The organism is Actinoallomurus purpureus (assembly GCF_024055795.1).
GTDB lineage: Bacteria > Actinomycetota > Actinomycetes > Streptosporangiales > Streptosporangiaceae > Actinoallomurus > Actinoallomurus purpureus.
Window position 1 is genome coordinate 394,636 of record NZ_JAMXMY010000003.1, and the last position, 24,376, is coordinate 419,011.

Annotated in this window: 21 protein-coding genes and 1 pseudogene; 8 read left to right on the forward strand and 14 right to left on the reverse strand. The window is 66.1% G+C overall.

Annotated elements, in window-relative coordinates; all coding sequences use genetic code 11:
• Positions 1-9: 9 nt before the first annotated feature.
• Positions 10-1,272, forward strand: a complete 1,263-nt coding sequence (locus NE236_RS09615) for a metal-dependent hydrolase family protein (protein ID WP_252841516.1) — start codon at positions 10-12, stop codon at positions 1,270-1,272.
• 189 nt (positions 1,273-1,461) lie between these two features.
• Positions 1,462-1,614 (forward strand): annotated as a pseudogene (locus NE236_RS09620) (IS630 family transposase); the annotation flags it as partial.
• Between the two features lie 79 nt (positions 1,615-1,693).
• Here NE236_RS09620 and NE236_RS09625 read toward each other — a convergent pair.
• A complete protein-coding gene (locus NE236_RS09625) occupies positions 1,694-2,371 on the reverse strand; it encodes a DUF1963 domain-containing protein (RefSeq protein ID WP_252841518.1) in 678 nt (225 codons plus the stop codon).
• 447 nt (positions 2,372-2,818) lie between these two features.
• Positions 2,819-3,409, reverse strand: coding sequence for a hypothetical protein (locus NE236_RS09630; RefSeq protein WP_252841519.1), 591 nt, complete (start codon positions 3,407-3,409; stop codon positions 2,819-2,821).
• Positions 3,410-3,871: 462 nt separating this feature from the next.
• On the opposite strand from NE236_RS09630, the gene NE236_RS09635 reads away from it, so the two are divergent.
• The gene (locus NE236_RS09635; RefSeq protein ID WP_252841520.1) at positions 3,872-4,348 is read left to right on the forward strand and encodes a DUF4279 domain-containing protein; all 477 of its coding nucleotides are present in this window, start codon (positions 3,872-3,874) and stop codon (positions 4,346-4,348) included.
• A 174-nt stretch (positions 4,349-4,522) separates the two neighbouring features.
• On the opposite strand, the gene NE236_RS09640 is transcribed toward NE236_RS09635, so the two are convergent.
• Positions 4,523-5,632 carry a hypothetical protein gene (locus NE236_RS09640; RefSeq protein ID WP_252841521.1) on the reverse strand — a complete coding sequence of 370 codons (1,110 nt, stop codon included), beginning with the start codon at positions 5,630-5,632 and terminating at the stop codon, positions 4,523-4,525.
• 613 nt (positions 5,633-6,245) lie between these two features.
• On the opposite strand from NE236_RS09640, the gene NE236_RS09645 reads away from it, so the two are divergent.
• Complete coding sequence (locus tag NE236_RS09645) at positions 6,246-7,208, forward strand: hypothetical protein (protein WP_252841522.1); 963 nt, start codon at positions 6,246-6,248, stop codon at positions 7,206-7,208.
• 17 nt (positions 7,209-7,225) lie between these two features.
• Positions 7,226-7,888 carry an HAD family hydrolase gene (locus NE236_RS09650; protein WP_252841523.1) on the forward strand — a complete coding sequence of 221 codons (663 nt, stop codon included), beginning with the start codon at positions 7,226-7,228 and terminating at the stop codon, positions 7,886-7,888.
• On the opposite strand, the gene NE236_RS09655 is transcribed toward NE236_RS09650, so the two are convergent.
• Positions 7,866-8,285, reverse strand: a complete 420-nt coding sequence (locus tag NE236_RS09655; RefSeq protein WP_252841524.1) for a hypothetical protein — start codon at positions 8,283-8,285, stop codon at positions 7,866-7,868. The genes NE236_RS09650 and NE236_RS09655 overlap by 23 nt on opposite strands.
• A gap of 1,839 nt (positions 8,286-10,124) precedes the next feature.
• Here NE236_RS09655 and NE236_RS09660 point away from each other — a divergent pair.
• On the forward strand, positions 10,125-10,340 hold the full coding sequence (locus NE236_RS09660) for a hypothetical protein (RefSeq protein WP_252841525.1): 216 nt from the start codon (positions 10,125-10,127) through the stop codon (positions 10,338-10,340).
• Positions 10,341-10,412: 72 nt separating this feature from the next.
• Here the strand turns inward: NE236_RS09660 and NE236_RS09665 are convergent, their stop codons facing one another.
• From NE236_RS09665 to NE236_RS09685, 5 genes are all read right to left on the reverse strand, one after another.
• Complete coding sequence (locus NE236_RS09665) at positions 10,413-11,171, reverse strand: NUDIX hydrolase (RefSeq protein ID WP_252841526.1); 759 nt, start codon at positions 11,169-11,171, stop codon at positions 10,413-10,415.
• A gap of 194 nt (positions 11,172-11,365) precedes the next feature.
• Entirely contained in the window at positions 11,366-11,920 is a 555-nt protein-coding gene (locus NE236_RS09670; RefSeq protein ID WP_252841527.1) for a hypothetical protein, read from the reverse strand.
• 273 nt (positions 11,921-12,193) lie between these two features.
• Positions 12,194-14,008: a group II intron reverse transcriptase/maturase gene (gene ltrA, locus NE236_RS09675; protein ID WP_252841528.1), complete on the reverse strand. Its 1,815-nt coding sequence runs from the start codon at positions 14,006-14,008 to the stop codon at positions 12,194-12,196.
• Positions 14,009-15,119: 1,111 nt separating this feature from the next.
• The gene (locus tag NE236_RS09680; RefSeq protein WP_252841529.1) at positions 15,120-15,575 is read right to left on the reverse strand and encodes a hypothetical protein; all 456 of its coding nucleotides are present in this window, start codon (positions 15,573-15,575) and stop codon (positions 15,120-15,122) included.
• A gap of 1,451 nt (positions 15,576-17,026) precedes the next feature.
• Positions 17,027-17,752: a hypothetical protein gene (locus tag NE236_RS09685; RefSeq protein WP_252841530.1), complete on the reverse strand. Its 726-nt coding sequence runs from the start codon at positions 17,750-17,752 to the stop codon at positions 17,027-17,029.
• Positions 17,753-18,198: 446 nt separating this feature from the next.
• On the opposite strand from NE236_RS09685, the gene NE236_RS09690 reads away from it, so the two are divergent.
• Both NE236_RS09690 and NE236_RS09695 read left to right on the forward strand, forming a co-directional pair.
• Positions 18,199-18,936: a hypothetical protein gene (locus tag NE236_RS09690; protein WP_252841531.1), complete on the forward strand. Its 738-nt coding sequence runs from the start codon at positions 18,199-18,201 to the stop codon at positions 18,934-18,936.
• The gene (locus NE236_RS09695; RefSeq protein WP_252841532.1) at positions 18,933-19,097 is read left to right on the forward strand and encodes a hypothetical protein; all 165 of its coding nucleotides are present in this window, start codon (positions 18,933-18,935) and stop codon (positions 19,095-19,097) included. The genes NE236_RS09690 and NE236_RS09695 overlap by 4 nt, the downstream gene beginning before the upstream one ends.
• A gap of 548 nt (positions 19,098-19,645) precedes the next feature.
• Here NE236_RS09695 and NE236_RS09700 read toward each other — a convergent pair.
• From NE236_RS09700 to NE236_RS09720, 5 genes are read right to left on the reverse strand one after another with little or no spacing between them, the layout of a single operon-like run.
• The gene (locus NE236_RS09700; RefSeq protein WP_252841533.1) at positions 19,646-20,455 is read right to left on the reverse strand and encodes an IclR family transcriptional regulator; all 810 of its coding nucleotides are present in this window, start codon (positions 20,453-20,455) and stop codon (positions 19,646-19,648) included.
• Entirely contained in the window at positions 20,452-21,237 is a 786-nt protein-coding gene (locus NE236_RS09705; protein ID WP_252841534.1) for an alpha/beta fold hydrolase, read from the reverse strand. Before NE236_RS09705 ends, NE236_RS09700 begins: the two co-directional genes overlap by 4 nt.
• Entirely contained in the window at positions 21,234-22,091 is an 858-nt protein-coding gene (locus tag NE236_RS09710; protein ID WP_252841535.1) for an alpha/beta fold hydrolase, read from the reverse strand. Before NE236_RS09710 ends, NE236_RS09705 begins: the two co-directional genes overlap by 4 nt.
• The gene (locus tag NE236_RS09715; RefSeq protein ID WP_252841536.1) at positions 22,088-23,044 is read right to left on the reverse strand and encodes a DODA-type extradiol aromatic ring-opening family dioxygenase; all 957 of its coding nucleotides are present in this window, start codon (positions 23,042-23,044) and stop codon (positions 22,088-22,090) included. Before NE236_RS09715 ends, NE236_RS09710 begins: the two co-directional genes overlap by 4 nt.
• Positions 23,041-24,363 carry a M20 family metallopeptidase gene (locus NE236_RS09720; protein WP_252841537.1) on the reverse strand — a complete coding sequence of 441 codons (1,323 nt, stop codon included), beginning with the start codon at positions 24,361-24,363 and terminating at the stop codon, positions 23,041-23,043. The genes NE236_RS09715 and NE236_RS09720 overlap by 4 nt, the downstream gene beginning before the upstream one ends.
• Positions 24,364-24,376: the final 13 nt, after the last annotated feature.

The following is a 24,376-nucleotide window of genomic DNA, read 5'->3' on the forward strand; positions in this document are numbered from 1 at the left end:
GAGAACGAAATGACGGAAGACAGAGCACGTCGATCACCGGCCTCGACCGTGTTCACCGGTGCCCGCCTGATCGACGGAACCGGCGCGGCACCGGTCGAGTCGGTCGCCGTGGTGGTGGACGACGGCAGATTCACCTACGTCGGCCCGGAGGATTCGCGGCCGCAGATCGACGGCGCGACGATCGTCGACCTCGGTGGACGCACGCTGCTGCCGGGGTTCTTCGACTGCCATGTGCACTTCCTCATGAACAGCAACACCGACTTCACGGGGAGACTGCTGACCAACCGCCCGACGGTCACCGTCTTCGAGCGGGCGCAGCAGATGCGAACGACGTTGCATGGCGGCGTCACGACGGCGCGGGACCTCGGCGGCATCGACGCCGGCTACCGGGACGCGGTGGCGCTCGGCCTGATCGACGGGCCCCGGCTGCACGTCGCGCTCCGGCTGATGAGCCACACCGGCGGGCACGCGGACTTCAGTCTGCCCACTGGTTTCGACCCGGGCCCTCTCGTCGGCCCGGTCAGCGAGCTGGTCGACGATCCGGCGGAGGCCCGCCTGGCGACGCGGCGGCTGCTCCGCGACGGCGCCGACGTCATCAAGGTCTGCGCGACCGGCGGCGTGAACAGCCCGAGCGACCAGCCCGAGGACGAGGGCCTGAGTGTTGAGGAGATCGCGGCGGTCGTGGAGGAGACACGCCGGCACCGTGGCCGGCCGGTCGCCGCGCACGCGCAGGGTTCCCAGGGCATCAAGAACGCCCTGCGGGGCGGCGTGTCCAGCATCGAACACGGCTATCTCATCGATGACGAGGGCATCGACCTCATGCTGGAGAAGGGCGCGTTCCTGGTCCCGACCCTGTCGACGTTCCACGTCGCGCGTGAGCACTTCACGCCCGCGGCCTATGCGAAGAAGATGCGCATGGCCGAGGCCGCGACGGAACGGCTGAGTGAGGCGGTCCGGCGTGGTGTGCAGGTCGCGCTGGGCACTGACTCGGGTGTTCTCGCGCACGGCCAGAACCTCAAGGAACTCGGCTACATGACGAAGCTGGGCCTGTCTCCGCTGGAGGGCATCCGCGCCGGCACGCTGAACGCCGCCCGGCTGCTGGGACTGGACGAGACACTCGGCACCATCGAACCGGGAAAGACCGCCGACCTCGTGGTGTGCGACGGCGACCCGGTCGCCGACATCGACGTACTCGGCGACCCGGCGAACATCGTCCTGGTGATGCAGGAGGGCCGCCTGATCAAGCGAACGCTGACCGAAGCCGTCCGGTAGCAAAGCAGAGCACCGTGGGTGGCCCGGCCGCAGGGCGTACGGAAGATCGTCAGGCGCATCGGCATGCCTCGCGGTCAGGCCGAGGGCTGGAGGGTTCGGGATACGCCGAGGCCGGCGGTGCGTAGTACGCCGGTGAAGCGGCCGAGGTTCATGCGGCAGGAAGGATGCGGGAGAGAACGTCGTGGTGGGACCTCGCCCGCCCGCCGGCTGCACGCCTACCTGCGGTGGCGGAACGCCAACGCCCGCCACCCCGACGTCCTGGCCGCCCATCGCCGCGAACGCGCCCGCATCCGCAGCGAACGCCAGCAACGCTGGGGCCGCCCACGACCCAAAGCCGCGTGATCAAACCCGGCCGCTCGTGGTCACCGCACGGAGTAGATGGTCGGCGTCGGTCATCGCCACCTGGGACGCCGACAGATGGTCAGGAGTCTTGTACGAGCAACCGTCCCTGCTTGGCGTCCGGCGAGACGAACGCGAACGCCGTAGGTGCAGCACCGAGATTGAGGTAAAACGGCTGGAAGTTCGGGCTCAGCTGCAACATCAGTTTCCAGGGGCCGCCGTCAGGCCAGTCATCGCCTTGGAAGAACGCGGGCGTCCCGCCGATCTTGTCGCTGCTGATCTGTTCCCAGTAGTGATCGTGATCGTCGGTCGGCAGCCTCGCGTGGTCGTGCTGAGGACGGAAGTCGGGATCCTTGTCCGGCTGGAGCCGGACGGTGTATTCGGCGTCGGACCCGTCCTCGACGTGGTACAGGCTGGGCCCGGTGGCCAGCGGGAGCGTTGAACCGCCGTAGATACCGCCCGGCTGCACGATGACCGCGTTCGCACCCTCGTCGGGAAGAGCGATGTCGGGGTCGAAGAACGCCTCGTCGCCATGCTCCGCGTGGGTCACGAAGACGTACGCCAGCTTGCCTCGCCCCGCGTCGCCGAGCACCGGCCCGAGCTCGATCTGGCAGACGAACCGCATCGGCTCCCCCCACGCGTCGTTGACCGGCCACTGCGGCTCGGAAAGCCACACCGGCTGCCCCCCGAACTTGGTGACCGGGGTGGTAATCGGCACGCTGGCGGGAACGAACGCCTCGATCCTCAACGTCGGTACCATGAGCGCCCTCCTCGCCGTGACGGCCCAGGATTCTGCCACTCCCACGGCTACTTGCCACAGCCGCTGACCCTCCTGGTCGGTCAACCGCCGTGCCCGCGAACCGGCTCTGCCACCCGATGGCCTCGCTCTCAATAACGATCTGTTCGCCGTCGAGACTGAGGCCCACAAGCCATGGCATCGCGGACGCCGACCGGCGTGTCACCAGATCCGGTGAACGTATGTGGTCAGCGCACTAGCGAGAATTGGTGACGGCGTTCAATTCCGCCAGGCGGCCCGTCCGTGAAGAGGGCGTCTCCCAAGGGAGACGCCCTCTTCGCTTCCACGGGACAGCGACCTCGGGCCGCCCAGCGAGGCTCCTTTGGTTGCAGTCGGCCTCAAGCCGCGGTGATCATTGGCGCGTGCTGCGCCTCTTGACTCACCACCTGCCGGGTGCGGAGGACGGTCCGTTCAGGCGGCAGGGATTGGCTTGAGGTAGGTGACCTCGACGTTCAGATAGGTCGCCAGGCCGTAGTCGTGGCCGCGGATGGCGAGCAGGTTGCCGCATTCCAGGTCGTTCGCCGGGACGACGGCGTTGATCGCGCCTCCGATGCAGTTGCCGCTCTTGGCGGTTTGCAGGAGGTGGCCGTTGAAGTAGACCTGCGCGTCGTTGTCTATCGTCCCTTGGATGCGGACCTGTTGTGCGTCGCGCGGGATGTGGACCCAGTGGCGGACCAGGATGTCGGTGTTCACCGCCCAGCGGGTTTTGACGTGGGCGGGATTGTTCCAGGAGCAGCCGGCGCCGACAGTGCCGAAGCCCTCCTGTCCGGTCGGCCAGCCGCTGTCGTCGAAGCTCCGCTCGTAGAACAGCGGCTCGCTGGTCGCGGGTGGTACCTGGATGTATTTCCAGTCGGTGCTGTTGTAGCCGAGTGCGGTGAAGGCGGTCTGACGCATTCTGGCTGATGATGTGGATGCGAGTGCCGGGGCGGACAGGGCCATGGCGGCCAGCAGCGAGCCCGCCGCCAGGCTGGTGGGCAGGAAACACAGTGGTCTTTTGAACATGGCGATCTTCCTCGTCGGTTGTTCGAAATGTCGTGATCCTGTGGGCGTTCAAAGCGGGTCATGGCCCTGCATGTCGTGACGCTGTCACTGCACGCCCGCCGGAATGCGAGGAAAGCAAAGCATGTTCACGTCGTCGGCGAACAGATTTCCCATGGCAAAGCTTAATTGATGCTTGCAGAGAGACGGCCGCATGAGGCGGCATCGAATTACGTGCTTTATCTCCGATTTCTGGGAAAGTGTCCGTAAGATCTACTGCCGGATAACCCGTTAGGTCTCTGGAGTTTTTATGATGGACCGGGCGAAAGGCTCGGTAAAGGCATATCGGCGACGAAGATTCGTGGCATTCGCCCTATCCGGTGGCACCCGTCACCGAGCATTTGGTACGAAGCCTTGCGGGCCGCCGCCGACCGGGCCGGAGCGACCCCTGCCGGCGACGCGGGCGGTCGTCGGTAGGGTGCCTGCGTGCGCGTTTCCCAGTACGCCTACTTCGCCTTGTCTTCAACGCAGATGTCCGCGACCGAGATCACCGCTCGGCTGCGTGTCGAGCCCGACGAGGTGACAACACGCGGTAGCCGTATTGCCGATCCGCCCCGACCGGCTGCACACACGTGGAGGGTGGTCTGCCGTACGGCCCGCCTCACCGTGGACGAGCAGATAGCACGGATCGTGGACAGGTTGTTCGAACACGCCGAACGCATCGGCGTCCTGGCCGCCGAGCTTGACCGGATGGATGGACAACCAGGCGCCAGCAGACTGCAAGTCGTTCGGATATATGAACATCCGGACGGCGAGGAAGAAGAGGACACCAACCCGGTTGAGGGTCTTGAGAAGTTTCCGGGACAACATCAGTTGCTGGGCTGGCATCTTGACGCCAGGGCGCTGGAGTTCCTCCGGCTGACGCGAGCGGAACTGGATGTCGACGAGTATGCCTATGGATGACGTCCGCCTCGTCCTTGATTAACCCCTCGTAGGTGTCCAGCGCAGTCGTGGCCTCTGCCGGGGTGCGGTCGATCATTGGCACTCGCGAGCGTATCGGCCGCCACAATTGCCGATGGCAGCGACGCCCGTCGAAGTGCGGCGCTCCACGCCGAACGGCCTGGCTTTTTGGCGGGTTTATAGCGGTGGGATGGGTGTAGGGAGAGTTCCGGCGCGGATGGCTGCGGCTTGGTCGAGAGTGAAAGGTGATTGGAGCAGGCTCTGGTTTTGTTGCCAAGACCGGAACAGGTCCGCTAGGAAGTTCATCCGGTCGCCTAGCTCGGCCCAGTCGTCGGCGGCACTGCCCAGCACGGTGTTGGGGGTACGGTCGATGTCGTATAGCAACGCCTTGAGTTCGATGTTGGAAAGGTGGGTCAGGTCGGGCGGGAAAGTCGCTGCGAGGGCGGCCCGGCCGACGTTGACGCCCAGGTTCTGAATGGTGAGGCGGCGGGTCTGCTGGAAGTCGGGGGCGGGCATCCGGACGTCCATCAGGTGGGCGGTGGCCATGGTCCGCCATAGCTGTGTCAGGCGCTTACGTAGCAGGGGCGCGGCAAGTGGGGAAACCTGCACCGGAACCAGCGCCTCGGCGATGGTCTCTTGCAAGCGGATCTGCTCGTGCAGACCGATTCGCAAATTGGCCAACAGGATGTGCTCGGCGCGTTCGGCGGCGTCGCGGGCTCGCATGGCGGCGTGATGGCTGTGCACGGCGGCGATCAGCAGTTCCTGGCCGCCCTGTCCGGTCGCGCCGGGGCGCAGCGCGGCCACGCAGCGTTCGAGCGCGTGGTCTTGGGCGGTGGGATCGGCGGCGCCGGTGTACTCCTGGATCAGCCGGGCGTACAGCAACCCCAAGTCCTGGAACACCATGTGGTTACCGATCGCGACGTTGTCGCCGACCTGCCGGACGGCACGGGCGACCAACTGAGGAGCGACCGCCTGGATACGTTCGGGAACACGGTGGGCGAAGGCGGTCATGAGGCGGACCATCCGCGGAATACCTTCCCCGCGGATGAACCGGCCGGCCGTGCGGGAAGCCCAGGTTCCAAAGCAACACCAGCTGACGTTGTCGGGACCCAGCAGTTCGGCCATCCCGATCGACAGGTCGTGGTACGCCTGGGTGATGCGCAGATTGCGCAGCACAGGGTCGGTGGTGGCCGCTATCTCGGCGACCTCCTCCAAGGTGACCCGGTGGGCCGCATCCCATGCGGACGAGGTGGGAGTCGGCCAAGTGCTGGCGGCGTCGAGGGGCATGCGCGGACGATATCCAGCGCGCTGCTCACCATGACAGTCACTAAAGGTGACACTAAAACTACTCATCGAGCGTAGATGGCTACCGTCCGCGCCATTCACGTTGCTGCGAGTGATGCGGCCAAGCGCGTCGTCTGCCTCGGTCCAGGGACAGATGATGCCACGTCGTGAGCTGGCGATCGCCGACACGGGATGGGCGACACAGATCATTGGCGCCTGCTGCGTCTCTTGACGCACCACCTGCCGGTGATCAATCGCTCGCTGCCTCCATCGCCTCCGCGGGCCTGGAAGCTCGATGCGGGACGGCTGTCAGCGGCACGGTCCGACGCCAAGGGTCCAGCGCGCGCCTTGGCGTGGTGCGGGCTCTTCCGTTGGTTAAGATCGCCGCGGAGCGACACGGCCGGACGCGCATCACTCAGCCCTGGATTGATGCCGAGCCGTATGAGGTGGCGGCACAGTTCGACCAGCGTCTCGAGCTCGGCGTTCTGTTTGGCGTTCACGATTACGAGCGTCGCTGAGTGAGGTGTTGCGCTGCGAGATCGCCTCTATTTCGTCTCGGGCGTCTAGTTCTCTCTTCCGCCTCATCTATGTCTCGCCTCGTGTTACGTTCGCCGTGATGGAAGGGCAGGCGATGACGAATCCCCCCGTGCGGTTGAAAGCACTACTCCGCGAACGCCACTGGCAGACCCATCGGACATTTACCCTTGAATACGACAAGGCTGCTCGTAAGGTCGACCCGTCTCTTGTCGGCAGGGGACCCAGCCGGGCGCAGCTTCACCGCTGGACCTCTGGAGAGGTCAAAGGACTTCCGTACCCTGACCACTGCCGGGTGCTGGAGAAGATGTTCCCCGGATGGACTGCGGAGCAGCTATTCGAGCACATCAATGATGAGCAGGATGCACATGAAGGCATCGTCATCCCCGCCAGCCCGAACACATCAGGCACCGGGCTCCCCGTTGAGGCATCGGTTGCCACCTCACCGATCCACATCAGGCCCTACGTCGAAGCCGCCTTTGATCGGGAGCACGTAGCGATCGACTTCTTCGGTTTCTCTGGCGAGACGCTGCACGGCGTCATCCAGGAACCACTCGACAAGATTCGCGCCGGGCAGCTCAAACCGCGGAATCTCACGCTGCGAATCCTCGTACCCGACGTGTCCAAGCCGATGGCCGTACCGTGCCGCAGTGAGGATCTGGGCGATGACCCGGAGTTTCGTCAACGCGCGAGCAGGATCATGCTGCGCCATGGGCAAGCCATCCTCGACGCCGTCGAGGAACTGGCCGACCTGGGCATCGTCGACAGCGCCAAGGCCGAGATCCGCGTGCATGACTGCCCGCCGCTGTTCAAGCTGTACGTCTTGAACAACGAAGAGGTCTTCTTCGGCTTCTACCCGATCAGGCAACATGTCGTGCAGATCAAGGGCACGCCACATCCCATGTTCGATCCCATGGGGAAGGAAACAAGCTTGTTCCGACACACGGTCCACGATGGCTCAGCCATCGGGCCGCAGTACGTCGCCCAGGCACGCCAGTGGTTCGACACCGTCTGGGAGACGATCAGCCGCGAGTTCACCGGATGACCGTCCCGAGTACAGCCTTGGCGGAGGTCCTCGCCCGCAGCCAGCATCTCCTGTTCGACTTCGACGGCCCCATCTGCAGCATCTTCTCCGGACTCACCGCTCCCGCTACCGCTGCCCACCTACGCGAGCTGGTGACCAGCCAGGGCATCGACATCCCTAGCGACGCTGCAGCGTCCGGTGATCCATTCGACGTCTTGCGGTTCGCCGCGACCATCAGTGCCGATCTCATGCACGCCGTCGCGGCAGAGCTACGCACGATGGAACTCCGCGCCGTCGAGGTAGCAGACGCCACACCGCACGCTCGACAGGTGATCCAAAGAGCTCACTACGACGGCCGCGTCATAGCCGCCGTAAGCAACAACTCCCGCGAAGCCGTGACCCGCTACCTCACGACCGCCAGCCTCGCACCACTGTTCACCGCCGTCATCGGCCGTACCGATCCAGACCCCCGGCTGCTCAAACCCGACCCTCACCTGATCAGTCAGGCCGTCAAGGAACTGAACGCGGCCCCCGCTGACTGTGTCTTGATCGGGGACTCCCTCAGCGACATCGAAGGAGCACGCAGCGCCGGAACCCTCAGTATCGGCTACGCCAACAAGCCTGGAAAACTAGAACGCTTCGCTGCGGCCGACGCCGTCATCACGAACATGGCAGAACTCATACCGGGCCTAACCCCGTGACAGCCTGCGACCGACTGCCAGGAGAGACCGAGACAGTGGCGCGAGCCCCAGCCTCGTCCGTGTCGGTCGCGATGACGCCGGCGTTGCGGCCCCGGGCGGTGACCAGGTCGAGCGCGGCCCGAATCGTCGCGACCGCCGTTGCGGTCTCGGAGTTGATGCCGGTGCCGGCGAGGGTGACCATCTCGTCTTCGAAAACCACGATGGCCGGCGGGCTTGTGGGCCAGTGGGCGCGGACCTCGCCGCCGGTGGCACCCGCGTGGAGGGTCTTGTGGGCGCGGTCGGCGAGGAGCTCGGCGGCCCGGTGGGCCTCCTCGGCAGTGACCGACCTGGCGCCAGCGGGGATGCCGAGCATCCAGCCGAGCAGGCGATTCAAGCTCTTGGCTTCGCTGATGTTCATTTCAACTCCTCGGCCATCTACATCGGGATCGCCCTCGGCGGCGGCCTGGGCGGACTGGCCCAGGAGTGGTTTGCCATCGCGCCCGCCGCGCTGGGACTGCCAGCCGCCGGTGTCACGACCCGGGCGCTGCTCTACCACCTGACAACCGCACGCCACCGTGCGCCCACAGCACCTCAGCCGACCCCCTCCACCCGGAGAAGGCCGAGGCGTAACCCCCCTGCTGGGGCCCCCAACGGTCAATGCATGAGCGAGCCGGCGATATCGCCGGGTGAGATCAGGGTCAGTGCTGAAAAGTGTCCGGAACTGTCCCGAAGCTATCGCCGACCTGCATGGACAGATTCGTACAAGGTCGAACACGCCTGTCCTTGCCCGCGGCGCCCCGCCGACTTATGTTTTGTCCACACCAAAGGCAGGGCGATTCTTCAGGGCAAACTCCAATTCGCCCAAAGACTAAAGATGCAAAGGAGGCACACCGAAACAAGATCTTGAAATAGGAAAAGTGGGAGATTATGACGATCACGCGTCGCGTTGACCATCGCGGCCACGAAGACTGGGAGACATGATGGCATCGAAGCTCGTCCGCACCGCAACATTCCTGGCGTCCTGCGTCACCCTGACAGGTACACTGGCCCTCACGGCGTACCCGGCGTCCGCCGACTCCGCATCAAGCAGCGCAGTGACGACCCGTACGGCATGGCAGCAATGGAGCCCGTGGGTCAAGTTGGGGTCGAGAAAGTGCCGTACCTATATCGACGCCACTCTCGTAGGTAACCGGATCCTGTTCGGCTCCCAGTCCGAGTGCACCAAAACAAAGGATGTCCTGGGCACCTGGCTGGTCCTCCGAAACCACGGGGTCAAGAAGCTGGCATGCCGGCAGGCAACGCAGTGCCATGTCTCCTGGTACGTCCGGAATCCCCGGGGCGCTCAGAGGTGGGTTGCCGCCACCTCCGCAACCGCTGGGATGAATCAACTACCCGATGTCAGGATCAGTTTCAAGGCCTGATCCGGCACCTTTCCGTGATCGGCCGGGGCGGCGGCCGGTCACGGGCCAGCCGAAGTGGCGCGCAGCGGGCGGCCTCCTCGGCCGTGAAGGCCCGTCGAGTTACCGGCGGTACAGGCTGCCACTGCCCGCGCCGGGCGGATACACCGACCGCGACAGTCCCGTCCACGCCGAGCTCATCGGCGAGGGCGACCGGCTCCGCCAGCCCGCACCTGTTCCAGTTCCACGTTCACCACATCCGAGGAGATCGTCCCGTCCGACAGGCCCGCAGCCGCCCGCGCGACGACCTGCCGTGCGCCCGATCCGCCGTGATGTCCTCATCTTGGCTGCTGCGCGGCCACGTCCTGCCCGGCGGGGCGCAACCCGAGGGCGGTGAGCTGACGCCGTGTCGCGTACCCAGCGGGTGCGCAGCTCCACGGCCAGGTCGGGATGCCGTACCGGTCGCCGGCCGGATCCCAAAACCGCACGTTTGGCCGGCGACCGCACGACTTAACGCCCGGTGGCGCTGGGGTCGGTCCTCGCCGTCTAGTCCTTGACAGCGGGCGGATCAGCGGGGGCGGGTTTGGTGAACCGCCGGTGCCCGAGGCAGTTCTTCTCGACCAGGCGGGTGGTAGTGCGGTCGTACACGGTTCCTCCAAACACGGGCGGGTTCGGGTCGACGACCGAGCCCCGCACCAGGAATGGCGCGGGGCGCGAAGAAGCAGGGGGTGTCAGCGGCGGCGGCGCCGCGGCTGCGAACTGGCCGCGCCCGGGGGCTGCGGGGTGTGGACGCGGCCGGTCATGGTGCGGGTCTGTACGTTCAGGTCCGCGTCGAGCGCGGCCTCGGTCGAGGTGGCCTGGTGGCCGCGGCTGAGACACACCTCAAACGCGGCGGCATCGAGCAGGCGTGCGTCACCTGGCACCAGGCCATCGACCACATGGACGGCGTGCGGTCCGTCCGCACCCGCAAAGCCGTTAGCCGTATGCGTGCAGACCTCGCCCGCTTCCGTGCCCGCGGCCTGCGCTGCGCACCCGAACTCGACGAACGTGCGCGCGACTTCCTCACCAGCACCTGACGACCCGTTCCACAGCCCCGGCCGCAGGCAGTACCGCCCCAGAGGATCCAGCGATCGAAGTACCGACGTAACTCAGGCATCGCGCCGGACCGATGCCTCCGCATACCGGCGCACGACCGGCTCCAGATAGTCCACGTGCGGACCCTCCAGGTCCGCAACCTCCACTGGAGAACCCACCAGAGCGATCCGGTCCAACTCCGGTTCACGCCCCAGGGCTCGCTCAGCGGCCGTCACGGCCTCGAAGCGCTCACGCAGCACCGTCTCTGGCCGAGGCGGGGCGAGAAAGACCAGGCCGATGCTGCGGTTCTCGCCGCGGGTGACGAGCCACAGGCGCAGCTCTTCGGGCCCGAGGCCGACACCGATCTCCTCTGCCAACTCTCGCGCGGCGTGGTAACGCAAGGCAGCCTCATCGAGCGCTCCGTTTCCTCCAGCGGGCTCTGCGGAACCGCCGGGAAGCTGCCACCGGCCCGGAGCAGCCGTTGACGAAGACATCCGGCCCACCAGCACGCGCCTGTCGTCCGTCGGCTGTACGACGTTCACGAACAATGACGGCAGCCACGAGGTGTTGCCTGGAACCCGACGCAGGGCGTAGTGCCGGTAGGTCACACGCGCCCAAAAGAGGACGAAACCGTGGGGTCCCTCCCTCTCCATCCCCGCACACGCCACCGCTGGACCGTCGAACAAACACGGGTTGGCCTGGAGGGCCTCGCCCCATACGCGATCCCTGGCCGGTTTGTCGTCGGGCGACAGTCGCGGCGCTTCGACCTCCGCCAGGCGGAGCCTGTGAACAGCAAAGAGGTCAACACCCACAGGGGGCAGGGTCTCGCTCACCGGCGAATCGTAGGGCTGACCAGGACGAGGAAATGCCGGCACCTGCCGTCCACTGTCAACAGCCGTCGCGCATCCCATAGAAGACCAGCGTGGGCAGGTGGCGGGCGGCGGTACCTCGCGCACTGACTGCGGAGACCCGACGTCGCCCGCTCCTCGCGCGGCACGCGGCCAGCGAGATGGCGGCGAAGCAAGGCTCAGTGTTTGACGAACATCTCGAAGTCGTTGAAACCGTCGGAGAATATGTACTCGTATTGCTCATTGAACAACTCGTGCCAGTTGTTGTCGGTGTCCTGTGCCCAGATGTTCTCCTTAATTATTTTCACGTTCTTTTGGCGACCTACCGGTGTATTCGGAGTGGTCACCGTCAACGTCAAGCTCGTGAGGTCTTTCCAGTGCAAGTGCTGGGCCGGCTTCGGGCCGCCCAGTAGATTGACCCTACTGTGGGTGTTTTGAAAATCGCCAAATTTCTGCAGATGCTCCGGGTCGGAGTCGCAGCCGTTCGTGTTCGTCCGAACGAGTCGGGTCCATGTATCGCTGCCGGATGCGTCCCGGTAGCGCGCCGTGACCCATGCAGGAATGCATTCATTGGTGTTGGAGAGGTCGCCGATGTCGAACGACATGGAGAATGCCTTGAAATCCTCGTCGCCGGAAGCTGACGCGGGCGCTGCGTTGATCGGTACGGTGATCAGTGTCACCCCCAGCAGTGCCGCGGCTGCCTTCCGGAATCCTCGAGTAGTGCGTATGTCCATGGTGATCCTCATTTCTCTCTCTCTTGGCATGCCACTCCAGAATCCCCCGCGCATCGCCGCAGGAAAATCCCCAGGTTTAGGGGGGTGCCCCCGCTTTTTTGCGGTGAATGTCCGTAATTCCACGCCTGCCTCAGAAATCCGCTATGGAGGATGCCGGCGTCAGGGCATGGGCGGGCGGGGGTCGGGTAGCGGGAGCGCATTGCTGCGCCCCCGCCCCCTCAGAACCGGACAAGCCCGCTTTCCGGGCATCTCGGCTCAAGCAAGCCCAAAGGCTCACGGGCAGGCAGAAGTGCCTTCCCTTCGCGCGCGATTCTTACTGCTGATTCGTCGCGCGCAGTGGGTGTGTATGAGTTGGAGTGCGATGGTTTCATCCGATGTGCCGAAACTCGCATCGGCGGTGATCGCCTGGCGGCGGATCGCGGTGCGGGTGACCTTGACCCACTGCTCCCATTCGGAGGGAGTTTGTGGCTCGTGGTCGGCGTGCAACAGCAGCCCTCGGCAGAGCGGACAGCGCCCGTGTTGCGCCTGGATCAGGCGCAGCCGGGCATTGTCCAGCGGTGGCTTGCGGCGACGACGCCGTTCGGCCCAGTACTCGGTCAAGGCGGGATCGTCTGGCGACGCCGAGCCTTTGACCACCTGGTGTCGGACGATCGGCGTCCAGGCGAACTTGTGGAGGTAGGCGCCGCTGTCGCGGTCACCGAACACCCACCGGTCGTTCCTGGACTTTCTGAACGCGCCGAAGTGCCGGTCAACGACCCAGCAGCTCGACTTGTTCGGGTGGCTTCGCTTCGCCCAGCTGAAGGCGAGCTTCCACATGTGGGTGTCCAAGTGGACGAAGGTCTTCTTGGACACGACCGTCCGGTAATACGCAGCCCAGCCCCGGATGATCGGGTTCAGCCTGCGGACCACCGCCTGCGCGTTGGCCCCTCGCAGAGCCCTCATTTCGGCGGTGAGTCGTGCCCGGAACCGTTGCACGGCCGCTTTGCTCGGCTTGATCAGCAGCTTTCCATTGCTATACCGGCGGATGTGAAACCCCAGAAAATCAAAGCCGTCTTCGAGGAAGACGACACGCGTCTTATCCTCGTTGATCCTCAACCCTCTGGGCGCCAGCCATACGGCCAGTCGCTGTTTGACCTGATCGGCCTGCTCGCGACTGCCGCACATCGCGACAAGGTCGTCAGCGTATCTCACCAGCACGGGGCTGCCCGGCATCACCCGGTCGGCGTTGACGCCGGACGTGCGATAGCGGACACCAGCGGCCTTTTCCATACCGTGCAAAGCGATATTCAGTAGGACAGGGCTGATCACGCCGCCTTGGGGTGTTCCCTCCTCGGTCGCCGTGAACCAACCCTTCTCGATCACACCGGACTTCAACCATTTCACGACGAGCCCCCTGGCTGGGAACGTGCCGATCTGGTCGAGGATATGGCCGTGATCGATGCGATCGAATGCCGCCGCCAAGTCCGCGTCGAGTATCCACCGCCGTTGCGGGTTCTTTCCGCTTACGGTGTTGAAGATGGCCTCGATCGCGTCATGGCAGCCGCGGCCCGGACGGAAGCCATAGGACTTCGGCTCGAACCGCGCCTCCCACTCGGGCTCCAAAGCGCTGACCGCAATAGCCTGAAGCATCCCGTCAGCGATCACAGGAATTCCAAGTGGCCTCCGTTTTCCGCCTGGCTTCGGTATATACACACGGCGAACGGGTTTGGGTGTCCACGATCGTGACCTGAGCTGCGCCCAGTCGGCCCACTCGGCCTTGTCCCGGGACAGCAATACCGTCTTGCCGTCGACACCCGCCGTTTTCCGTCCGGCGTTCAGTTCCGTCACCCGCCGCACGCTCAACAGTGCGTTGGCGCGAGAGCGGAGCATGAGCTTCTGCAGGTTGCGGACGTTTTTCAGGTCCCCTGCCTGTGATGCCGCAAAGATCCGTTGTCGAAGCCGTCGTACGTCCTCCTCGACCTGCCGCCAGTCCACAGCGTCCCAGTCCAGAGGCTCGCCCTCGGGTCCGTTCACCACAGCGTCAGTCACGGCCGCAGCCGTTTCCGTCATGGCGTCCAACTTGTCCCTCGGTTCCGATGCTTCGATCATCAAGTCTTCGCAGGCTCACCCGACGCGCGTCAGCGCCCTTTCGGGCCAGGTCATCAAGACCCGTATCCGGGCGGTTATGCGGCACCTCGCAGGGAGGCTGCGGTATCCGATGCCGTTTTCCCGTTGCCTTTCGACATCCCGGCCTTCGCTTTTCACGTCATCCTGTACCCGCTGAGGAATTGAAGCTTTCCTTGCGGTCGGCCTACCAGGCAGGTGTTGCCTGGACCTCAACGGGGTTGCCACGTTTCGCAGGTGTGAGACGTGATCGGGGTGGGCTTCTCCTCTATCCCGGGGTGGCGGTGTCCTCCCGGCCGACAGGGCATAATCAGCCGGCGCCTGCCGCTTCCCAGCGACCAACCCTTCACCCTCGCCGCCACATTCCATCGCAGAGGGAGGCATTGACGAGACATCAACGGAGATTCACGCGATTAGCCCGTCCGATCTTTCCCTGACCCGTGACCCCCGGATGGAGCGGGAATCCTTCGGCTTTCCCCTGGGCTTCACACCCCACCGTTACCAGCGACGCATGCCAAGGTGGGAACTGGTCTCACGGACACTGACCAGGGACTACACCTTCGATATCAACCGAACCTCCATCGGTAAGTCCACTCACAACCTGCGACCTCGTGTCGCACTGCCCAGCTATGCCCCTGCGGCATCGCTCTGGCTACGCCGTAGACCTTCACCAGAGCCTCCCGGCCAAGGGCGACAGCCGACCCAGGAGTTCCCCGCCGGGCAACGCCCGGCGAGTACGCACCGCAACCCAGCCCATATCCGCCAGATTTGAGCTGGTGGAAGCCTTGAAGGGCTTTACAACGCTGGTTCCTCACGTACACCTTTCCCGCTCGTTAACCGGACCCGCACCGTCCGGCAGTACCGGCACGTCCCGACGTCGTCGAGACTGCTCCCGCCCTCACCCGCGACTCCGAGATCAGGCTGCCTCCAACTCCAAACGACCCGCTACGACGGGCCATCGGCGGAGTCCTTTCACCTCCGCACGGTCAAACAGCGCCTCGTGGCGCACGCCGCCCCCGCTTCCGTTCCTCGGGCCGTGGCCGGCCCTGCGGTACGGGTCGGGGTTGCCCCCGAATTACGGCGGTGCTGTCGCAGGTCAGATGGCGGCGGCCAGAAGGCAGGTAGCCGCGCGTTCGAGCTGGGGGCGGTCGAGTGGGCTGGATGTCTGGTCGGCACAGACCTGGAAGCCCGACCCCGTGCCAACGATGAAGCCCGCCGGAGCTACCGTGAGTTCTTCCGGACCATCGGGCTGCTCGCGGCCGAGGTAGATGCAAACATCCAGTTTGGTGTTCTTTGAGGTGTAGGGGGCCGCTCGCACGAGGTGGAACTCCGTCTCATGGGGGCCGGTGGGCGGGGACGCCAGGAGCCAGCGGGCGAAGTCAGCGAGGTGGCCCGGGCCGTCGGGCAACGTGACTCGTCCGATGCCGATGTATCGAGCTTCGAACCACCAGCCGTTGCCGTCGCGGCCGAGCGACAGCCACATGTGGGTGTTCCGGTCCCCGATGTCCCGGAAGTTGTCGTCTTCGAACGCGTAGCGGAAGATCTCGCTCATCGAACGGCTTTCGTGATCAGCTTTCAGAGGTCCTAGATTTAACACGATCGCCGCGCCGGCCCTCGCCGCACGGGGCTGGGGTCGATTGGCCGTCGTCCCCGCTTTCGTTCCTCGGGCCGTGGCCGGCCCTGCGGTGTGAGTCGGGGTTGCCTCCGAATTATGGCGGTGCTGTCGCAGGTCAGCGCGATTGCTGTACAGCACGGAAGTACAGCAACACCGCCGTACACCACCTGTCGTCGCCACACGACACCGTACGTCGGAGCAGGGCGAGGCAGCGCCGACCATGATCATGCCGAGAGTTCCGGACGAAGGGGTAGGGCATGTCAACAGGATGGAATTGATTCCAATGAGAATGGAATGCTGGTAATTACCGAAGAATATTGACAGTCCTTACCTCGAAAGTGTTACTAATTCGTTACATTCAGCGGTAGGGGTGGCTCTCGGCTAGCGTTTGCCCAGGTAGTGGTTTTAAGTATTTCGCTATCAATTTCATTCAATAATGTTGTTCTGATATAGTGTTGCATTTTTGGGCGTGCTAGAGAGGCTGCGCTGCTTGAGCAGTGAAGGCCGGCCGCGCCCCAAGTCCCACCGCCAAGCAGATCTTGGGGAGCGGCCTCGAACTCAAAGGAGAGTTCTTTGGACAGAGTACCGCCAAGGGACAGCCTTGCCGCTGTGCTGGGGATCCTGGCAACGTTCGCTACCGTGCTCACAATTCTCGGCGTCCCCGCCGCCGACACGCGGCAGATGATCGGGGATCTTTCCGGCATCATCCCCCTGTACGTACTGCACAAGACGGGAAGAGGTCCCGGGCTAAAGCCGTGACGATCGCTTTGGGTTGCTGGTCGCCGCACTGGCTAGGGCGATCGGCCGCCGCCCCCGCTGTTCCTCGGGCCGTGAACGGCCCTGGGGCACGGGTCGGGGTTGCCCTCAGAGATCGGCGGTTCTCGCCGTTGGGCTAAAGAGTGGGTGCGGGATATTCGCGGGATGGGTGGACGTTCGTTCGGCCGAACGGGCGGTCGAAGCCCAGGTCAGCGGAGGAGCAGAGGGGGAATCGCCGACCCTCTGTAAATCCGCCGGCCGCCAGCGCGGGTGACAGCAGCGCTGACAACAACGACAGCTACCAGCGGCACCCCTGCCCGCACGTGGGACGCCGTCTACCTCGGTGCATGAGGCGCGAGCAGGGGTGTCCGTATTCCTTGTAAGCGGCAGGTCGCCGGTTCGATCCCGGCCGGAGGCTCCCACCTGACCAGCGAAAAGACCCCGAGCGAAGATCCCCCAGGGTCTCTTTGACGGCAACGGTGTCAGCCGAGGGCATCCCCCAGCTCTTCCAGCGCCTTGCGCTTCTCGCCGATCGCCGCGTGTGCGTAGATCCTCATGGTGACCTCGATATCCCTGTGGCCGACGATGTAGTCGTAGCGGTCAGCCCCTCACACGGCGGAGGTTGGCGCAGGTCAACCCTCAGTCATTTCAGGGCTCTCGGCCTCCGGCGGTTCAGGGATCCGCCAGGTGATCAGAAAGCGCTGCTCTGGGGGAAGCCCCGGTCGGCCGACTGTTTTGCCCTCCTTGACGAGGTAGCTGAAGACCAGCCAGTGGGCCTCCTCGGAGACTTCCGGCCAGCTTTCCGGGGAGAGTGTCATAACTTCCCTCACGAGGCTCGGGTCCGACTCTGCTCGCATGACCTCCTCCCGTTCGTCCTCGTCCAGGCTGTCGTCGCTATGAAATGCCTTGATCGAACGCGCCAGCAGGTTCGGCTCGGCCCGCAGGCGCCGCACAATCTGGTCGCAGGCGAAGTCGAAGGCCTCGCGGGCCTCGTCTTCGTCCATCTCCTGGCCGGAGGGCTGATAGCCGTAAGGGCTGCCCGCCTCGCCGCCCACGTACTCGCCCTTAAGGATGCGCAGTAGGGCGTGCAGGAAGAACTCAGCGCCGTACTCCTCGATGACCCGAAGGTTGATCTTCACCCACTCTTCTTCGGAGAACAGTGGCTCGTGTTGGGCGGTGAGCGTCGGGTCCAGCTCCACCGCGTTGAAGGGGTTGATCATCACTCCGGCAAGCATCTCGGGAGTCCAGGAGCCGCTGTCCTCGCCCCAGCTCTGTGCTAGGACAAATTCCCGGGCCGACTTCAGAGCGCCCGCATCACCTTCCCTGACTGCGCGCCACAGCGGAAGGAAGCGTGCCACCTCGGTATCAGGGTCTCGCGGCGGTCGGCAGGAGCCCGCGAGGACCGAGGCAATCGACTCGACAGTCTCCCAGCGAGGCGTACGCAATCCCTTGAGCGTAGTCCGAACGCCCTCGTGGCTCACCGTCGCGGGATAAGGACCATCCTTGATCAAATCGCTAACCCGGCGGTGGTGGGCCGCCCCGCCGCCCGGTGGAGCTCCTGAAGCGCCGTTGTCAGCTCCCGAAGAGCCTCGTGCCCCTCCACGTTCGGTGAGGTCGACACTGGTAGCACCCTCGCTTTCAGGTGTCAGATTTTGCCAACAGTCTAGGGAGGGTGAGGAGCGTGCGCGTCAGATTTCGGCAATTTCCGCGAGTGGCTGTCAACAGACGACACCCTCAGCTAGAGGGCAGCGAAGATGGTTGAGGCGACAGGAAGTCGCTCGCGCCGTTCACTGGTGGAGTCGCTATGCATATTCCCGCATACGCTCAGGATGAACTCCTGGACGCAATGCCGACTGAACCGAGCAAGAATCAAGCGCTAGGCGTGAATTGCTCCCTGTGCGACGAGCCCTTTGCGGGCCCCGGGAAGCAGCGCATCGCAGTGGAACCTGGCAACGAAGATTCGCTGTACGCGTGCCGGGACTGCCTCACTGCATTCGTCGCACAGGTCCGCCGGCAGCGCCACGCTGCGAGTCGACGCGCCAAGCAGGGGTACAGCGGCACATCGCCGCCAGACCTAAAGCGCTACCTGTCGTCGATCGAGAACGTCCGGCGCGCGGCAGAGGCGGTACAGCGCCTTGCCGAGACTGAAAGCCTGGAGCCGCTGCAACTCGCTTGGCTGGTGGTCTCCCTGGAATCCGCACACGCCTGGGCGGTGGACGAGCGCCCCGAGCCGTTGTCCGCGGCCACCGAGGACGGCGCCGAGGCGAAACGCGCCGAGCTCGCACTCTTCATCCAGATGCACCAGGTCAGGAACCTGGTGGCGAACGTCTTCACCTACTACCTCATTAACGAGGCTGCCCCGGCCGAGCCCGAGATGTGCCCTGAGTTCGAGTGCCCGTCGGACTGCCAGGGGCGCCACGACGCCACACACATCGACTGCGGACCCGACGACATCTATGAAGCCTTGGCGCGGCATGGCATGGCCGTTCGGAAAGAGGACCCTGGTCAGGGAGACGACATGAACGCGGAGGTGGCCAAGTGAACTGGAACACCCTGACACTCTCCATGCTCGCCGGTTTCGGCTTCCTCACCCTCGTGATCACTCAACTGAGGGAGGTCATGGCCAAGCTCCCAGAGCTGATTCGGACGCTCCGTGCGGTTCGCCACGCGATCGACGAAGAACGGAATGAAGCACCTAAGTAACCGACTGGTTTTCCCACGGTGTATTCCGAGTCCGTTTACCACCGTACACAGGGCCTTTCGCAGCACGGCGCTTGCTAACGGTTCTGCTAACAACGGCCTTGGGCCGTCATGGACGCACATGGACAGGGCAGCGATCAGGCAGCAGGTCAGCAGACACGTGTGGACAGCCGTGGACGCTCCTGATCTTGCTACGGATCAGATAGGAAGGGGGATGCCGCCGTCCTGTACGTGGCGGCTGTGTCCAAGTCAGCTCTTCCGGACGCTCAGGAGTGCTCACCCACAGGACGGTACCGGCCCTGTCCTGCATGTCCAGCGCGACCCTGGCTTGCTACGAGAAGGAACTGGAAGTCGGTACGGCCCTCCCACTGGTGCGCAGGTCGTCCGGGATCGGCCGGCCGTCCGGGCGCTCACGAGAGAACTCGGCGAGCCGCTCTTCGTACATGCTCCTGCCTCACTGATCGTTTGGAAGATCAGCCGACAGTAGCGGCGGCCCCCGACAGAGCCGTTGGCCCGGGATCAGGTGTCGACGTGGCCGGCGGCCGATCGTGTCAGGTCTGGGACTGGAGGGTGCGGGAGATGCCGAGGCTGGCGGTGCGGAGGGCGCCGGTGAAGCGGCCGACGTTCATGCGGCAGGTCGGGGCCGTGATCGACAGCGCCCCGGCGAGTGTCGTGGGGGCGCTGAAGACGGGGACGGCGACGCTCATGTAGCCGAGCCGGGTCTCCTCGACCTCCAGGGCGACCCGGTCGGACCGTACCTTCTCCAGCTGGGTGTGCAGCAGCCCTGGCTGGATTACCGTCTTGCGGGTGAGCGGCCGCATGCCGTTCCGCAGGACCTCCTGGAAGAGGGACCCGGGGGAGAACGCGAGGATCACCTTGCCCGTGGCGGTGCAGTAGAGGGGGAGCCGGCCGGCGATGCGGGACTGTTTGTTCAGGCCCCGGTGAACGACCAGCTTCTCGACGTACAGCACGTCGAGTCCGTCGTGGATGGCGAAGTGGATGGTCTCCTGCGTGGCGATCAGCAGGTCCTCCATGTACGGAAGGGCGGCCTCGCGGAGGGTCCGCTGCCGGGGCACGCGCTGGCCGATCTCGAAGAGCCGCAGGCCGAGGCGGTAGCGGTTGCCGGCCCGCTCCAGCACCCCCCATTCGAGGAGCTCCTGGGCGAGCCGGTGCACGCTGGCCTTCGCCACCCCGGAACGCCGCACCAGCTCGGCGAGCGACAGGACGTCGTCCTCCGCGGTGAACGCCTCGATGATCAGGCGCGCCTTGCCGAGGACCGAGTTCATTACGTCGGCGTCGGTGCCGTTCTGCGCAGCGATCGGAGCCGTATCAACGGGTCTGGCGAACGGAACCACGGTCACGATGCGAACCTCGCGATCAGATCGGCTACCTCGGAGGGGTGAAGTTCCATCAAAGGAACCATGCCGCCCTCCACCACCGCAATGGTCGGGCTGTTAAAACGTGATGACAGCGCCTCCAGCTCGGGGAAGCTGAACGGATCGGCCGACGCGCCGACGCACAGCACCGGGCAGCGGACGAGACCGATCCGGTCCTCCATCCGGTAGGCGCTGACCGCCTCGTGCCCCTTCTCCACGTCAGGGCCCAGGACGAGCGCGTCCCGGACGAGCCGCGTGAACAGGTCCGGACGGTCCGTGGGATAGAAGGACTGCCGGCGCCGCCACAGCTCCGTGAGATGGCCGCCGCCGGGATCGACCTCGACGTGGTCGATCGCGGGGCGGTGCCGCCGCGTCTCGCGGGCGGCGGCGTCGACGTACGGCGTGGACGACAGCACCAGGCGCTCGACGCGTTCCGGCGCCCGCGCCGCCACCTCGATCGCGACGACGCCGCCAGTGTGGTGGCCGGCCAGCGTCGCGCGGTCCAGGCCGAGCGCGTCGAGGAACTCCACGACGGCGGCGGCGTAGTTCTCGATGCGGTGCTCGGCGAGCGGGGCGGAGGCGCCGAAGCCGATCGTGTCCATGGCGATCGCGCGGTGCGTCCGGCCGAGGAGGGGGAGCACCTCACGGTACTCGTCCCAGGATCGCGGCGTCTGGTGCAGGAGCACCACGGGCGCGCCGGATCCGCACTCGGCGTAGTGGACCTGCCCGAAGGACGTGTCCGCGTAGCCCTTCCGGACTGCCGTCATCGCGCCTCCGCGAGGAACGCGAGGCTCAGCGGGTTGTAGCGGCCGGCCTGCTCGTGCTGGGGCCAGTGCCCGCACTCGTTGAAGATCTCCAGCCGTGCGCCGGGGATCGCGTCGGTGATCGCCTGCGCCTCGGGGACGTCGCCGAACGGGTTCTTGTTGCCCCAGACGACCAGCGTGGGGGCGGTGATCCGGGCCATCCGGTCCGGGCGCAGCAGGTTGCGCTCGCGGATGTCCACCTCCTGCAGGGCCAGCAGGTTCGGCAGGTTCTTCTGGAAGTCCGGGCGGTGGTAGATGGCGTACCGCGCCTCGGTGAGCTCGTCGCCGAACTCCTCGTCCCACTCGGCCCACAGCAGCCGCAGCCGGTTCCGGGTGAGCTCGATGTCGTCCTCGAGGGAGGCGGCGGTCGTCGTCTTCTTCAGACGCTCCATCACCTCCGGGTTGACCTTGGTCCCGCCCATGCACAGCAGTTGCAGCGACGCGACCCGTTCCGGGTGCTCGCTCGCCAGCCACGCCGACACCCACCCGCCGAGCGACTCGCCGACCAGGTGCGCGCGCTCGGCGCCCACGGCGTCGAGGTAGGCGATCAGGTGGTCGACGTACGCGGGGATCTCCTGGGGGACGTCCGGCTTGCCGGTGTACCCGTGGCCCAGCATGTCGATCGCGTGGCAGCGGTAGCGCCGGGCGTGCTCGGGGATGTTGCGGACGAACGCCTCGAGGTGGCCGCTGGTGCCGTGCAGGAAGACGACGTGCTCGCCGTCCTCCGGCCCCGCCTGCAGCGCTCGGGTCCGGATCCCGCCCGCGTCGACGTAGGTGTGCCGGTAGTCGACATCGGCCAGTGCGTTCCAGATGCTCATTCGGGGACCTTTCCGTGGGTTTCGGGATCGATGACGGCGACGCCCATGCCGGTGAGCCATTCGGGGATGACCTCGTACGCGAGGCGCCGGCCGGGCGCGTGACCGAGCGCGGCGGCCATGACCAGCCAGGTGCGCACCTCCTGCGCGCCGTTGCCGGCCACCTCCTCCAGGCGTTCGGTGGTGTACGCGGTGATCCGGTGCAGTTCGCCCTTCTCGACCATGGTCAGGAGCTCGTCGTCGAACTCCGGGTTGATCGCCGCCTGGGCGGCCCGGATGATCTGGCGGCGTCGCGCGTCGTAGTCCTGCCAGTTGTTCCGCCCGTCGAGCCAGGCCCGCACGATGAACTCCTCGTCGTCGCCGTCCGGGCTGCGCCAGTCGGGCCAGGGGAGCCGGTGCGACAGGCCGCCGGAGCCGATCACGGCGACGCGGCGGTCCTCGGGGAAGGCCGCGATCGCCTCCCGGATGGCCTGCCCCAGCGCGTCGCAGCGGGCGAGGGTGGGCAGCGGGGGCGCGAAGACGTTCACGACGATCGGGACGATCTCCACGTCCAGCCCGGCGAGCAGGTACTGGATCGCGTGCGACTGACCGTGGTCGATCTGCAACCGGGCCGAGAACGCGACGTCGAAGCGGCCGCCGTCCACGAGCGTGCCCGCGATGTGCCGGGCCAGTTCCACGTCGACCGGCTGCGGTCCCTTCGGTGTGCCCGACTCGCCGCTCGCGACGCACTCGCCGACCCCGATCGTGAAGCTCGGGATGAGGTCGAGCCAGAACCCGCGGAAGTGGTTGGAGCCCACGATGACGACGGTGTCCGGACGGGCCGCGGCGATCCGGTCGCGCGCGGCGTACAGCGCGTCGCGGAACCGCCCGGCCTCGTCCTTGTGGACCGTCTCTTCCCAGTGCGTGTTCATCAGCGTGCTGTGCGACGCCCCGACTCCGAGCACGATTTCACTCACAGTCCCACCTCCGATCGGGTGCGGGTGACGGTGTCGACCGCCGTACGGATGAGGTGCCGCGTGAGGCGCTCCATCTCCCGGACGTCGACGGTGTTCATGCCCATGGCGAAGTCGATCTTGAAGGGCGCCTCGGCGACCTTCGGCATGCCGATCCGTACGGTCGGGACGCCCCGGTTGCGCAGGATGTTGGCGTCGGTGGCGCCGCTGTTGCCGCGGATCACCTCGTGCTCGCGGCCCTCCAGGGCCTCCCAGCCGGCGACGGCGCTGCGTGACACCCACATGTCCGGATCGGACGCGGTGCCCGGGATGGCCAGCACCATCTCCGACGTCAGCTCGACGCCGGGCAGCTCGGCGCGGATCCGGTCGAGCGCGGCGGCGAACTCCCGCTTGGCCTCCATCGGCGTCGTACGAGGGCTCAGCCGCAGGTCGACGAGCAGGCGGCAGGAGGCGGGGGTGACCGCCGCCATCCGCGACCGGCCGCCCTCGATCGCGGCGACGATGCCCTGCGGGGCGACCGTGCCCTCGGTGTGCCGCTCGGCGTACTCGGCGAACCAGCGCTCCAGGCGTACGGCGACCTCGCCCGCGCGGGCGATGGCGTTGTCGTACGGCAGCCGGTGCCGGGACCCGACATAGGTGTGGATCCCGCCGACGGTCACCTCGAACCAGGCCAGCCCGACCTCCTCCCAGGAGACCGTCCAGCCGGGCTTGGCGATCACCGCGAAGTCGGTCCAGTGGCCCTGCTCCAGGAGGAAGGAGCAGCCGGCGCCCTGGCCGGTGTTGCGCCGGTCGCCGCCGGGCAGCGCGTTCGTGGGCATGCCCCCGGCGCCGAACGCCACCAGGAGGTCGCCGGTCAGCGGCAGCCCCGCCTGGTGGATCGCCTCGGCGGCCATCAGCACGCACGCGGCGTGCCCCTTCGGGTTGGAGGCGCCGAGCCCGACCACGAGGTCGCCCACGACGCGGGCGGCGGGCCGCATGTCGGGCCGCAGGTCCGGGCCGGTCCACGGCGCGTCCTCGCGTGCGTCCCCGGTGGTCAGGGTGTCGATCGGCGCGTACAGCATCAGGTCGGGGCCGGTGCCGTCGCCGTGGAGCCGCCCCCACGCGTTGGCCTGCCGGTCGTCGAGCGGCTGCGTCGCCGCCGTGATGCCGGCCGCCGTGAGTGCGCCCGCGATGTACTCGGCCAGTGGCCCCTCGCCGCCGGTGGGGCTGGGCTCGTTCACGAGGCCGACGACCAGTTCGCGCAGCCGGGTCGTGGTGACGTGCTTCCAGGCGGCCGCGGCCAGGTCCCGGCGCCGCTCGTCCAGGCCCTCCAGCCCGCTCACTGGTTGATCCGGT

Bases quoted from the DNA above. Each gene is read 5' to 3' on its own strand.
- NE236_RS09615 (WP_252841516.1), top strand. From the start codon at position 10: ATGACGGAAGACAGAGCACGTCGATCACCGGCCTCGACCGTGTTCACC.
- NE236_RS09625 (WP_252841518.1), bottom strand. From the start codon at position 2,371: ATGGTACCGACGTTGAGGATCGAGGCGTTCGTTCCCGCCAGCGTGCCG.
- NE236_RS09630 (WP_252841519.1), bottom strand. From the start codon at position 3,409: ATGTTCAAAAGACCACTGTGTTTCCTGCCCACCAGCCTGGCGGCGGGC.
- NE236_RS09640 (WP_252841521.1), bottom strand. From the start codon at position 5,632: ATGCCCCTCGACGCCGCCAGCACTTGGCCGACTCCCACCTCGTCCGCA.
- NE236_RS09645 (WP_252841522.1), top strand. From the start codon at position 6,246: ATGGAAGGGCAGGCGATGACGAATCCCCCCGTGCGGTTGAAAGCACTA.
- NE236_RS09655 (WP_252841524.1), bottom strand. From the start codon at position 8,285: ATGAACATCAGCGAAGCCAAGAGCTTGAATCGCCTGCTCGGCTGGATG.
- NE236_RS09670 (WP_252841527.1), bottom strand. From the start codon at position 11,920: ATGGACATACGCACTACTCGAGGATTCCGGAAGGCAGCCGCGGCACTG.
- ltrA (WP_252841528.1), bottom strand. From the start codon at position 14,008: ATGATCGAAGCATCGGAACCGAGGGACAAGTTGGACGCCATGACGGAA.
- NE236_RS09680 (WP_252841529.1), bottom strand. From the start codon at position 15,575: ATGAGCGAGATCTTCCGCTACGCGTTCGAAGACGACAACTTCCGGGAC.
- NE236_RS09690 (WP_252841531.1), top strand. From the start codon at position 18,199: ATGCATATTCCCGCATACGCTCAGGATGAACTCCTGGACGCAATGCCG.
- NE236_RS09705 (WP_252841534.1), bottom strand. From the start codon at position 21,237: ATGACGGCAGTCCGGAAGGGCTACGCGGACACGTCCTTCGGGCAGGTC.
- NE236_RS09710 (WP_252841535.1), bottom strand. From the start codon at position 22,091: ATGAGCATCTGGAACGCACTGGCCGATGTCGACTACCGGCACACCTAC.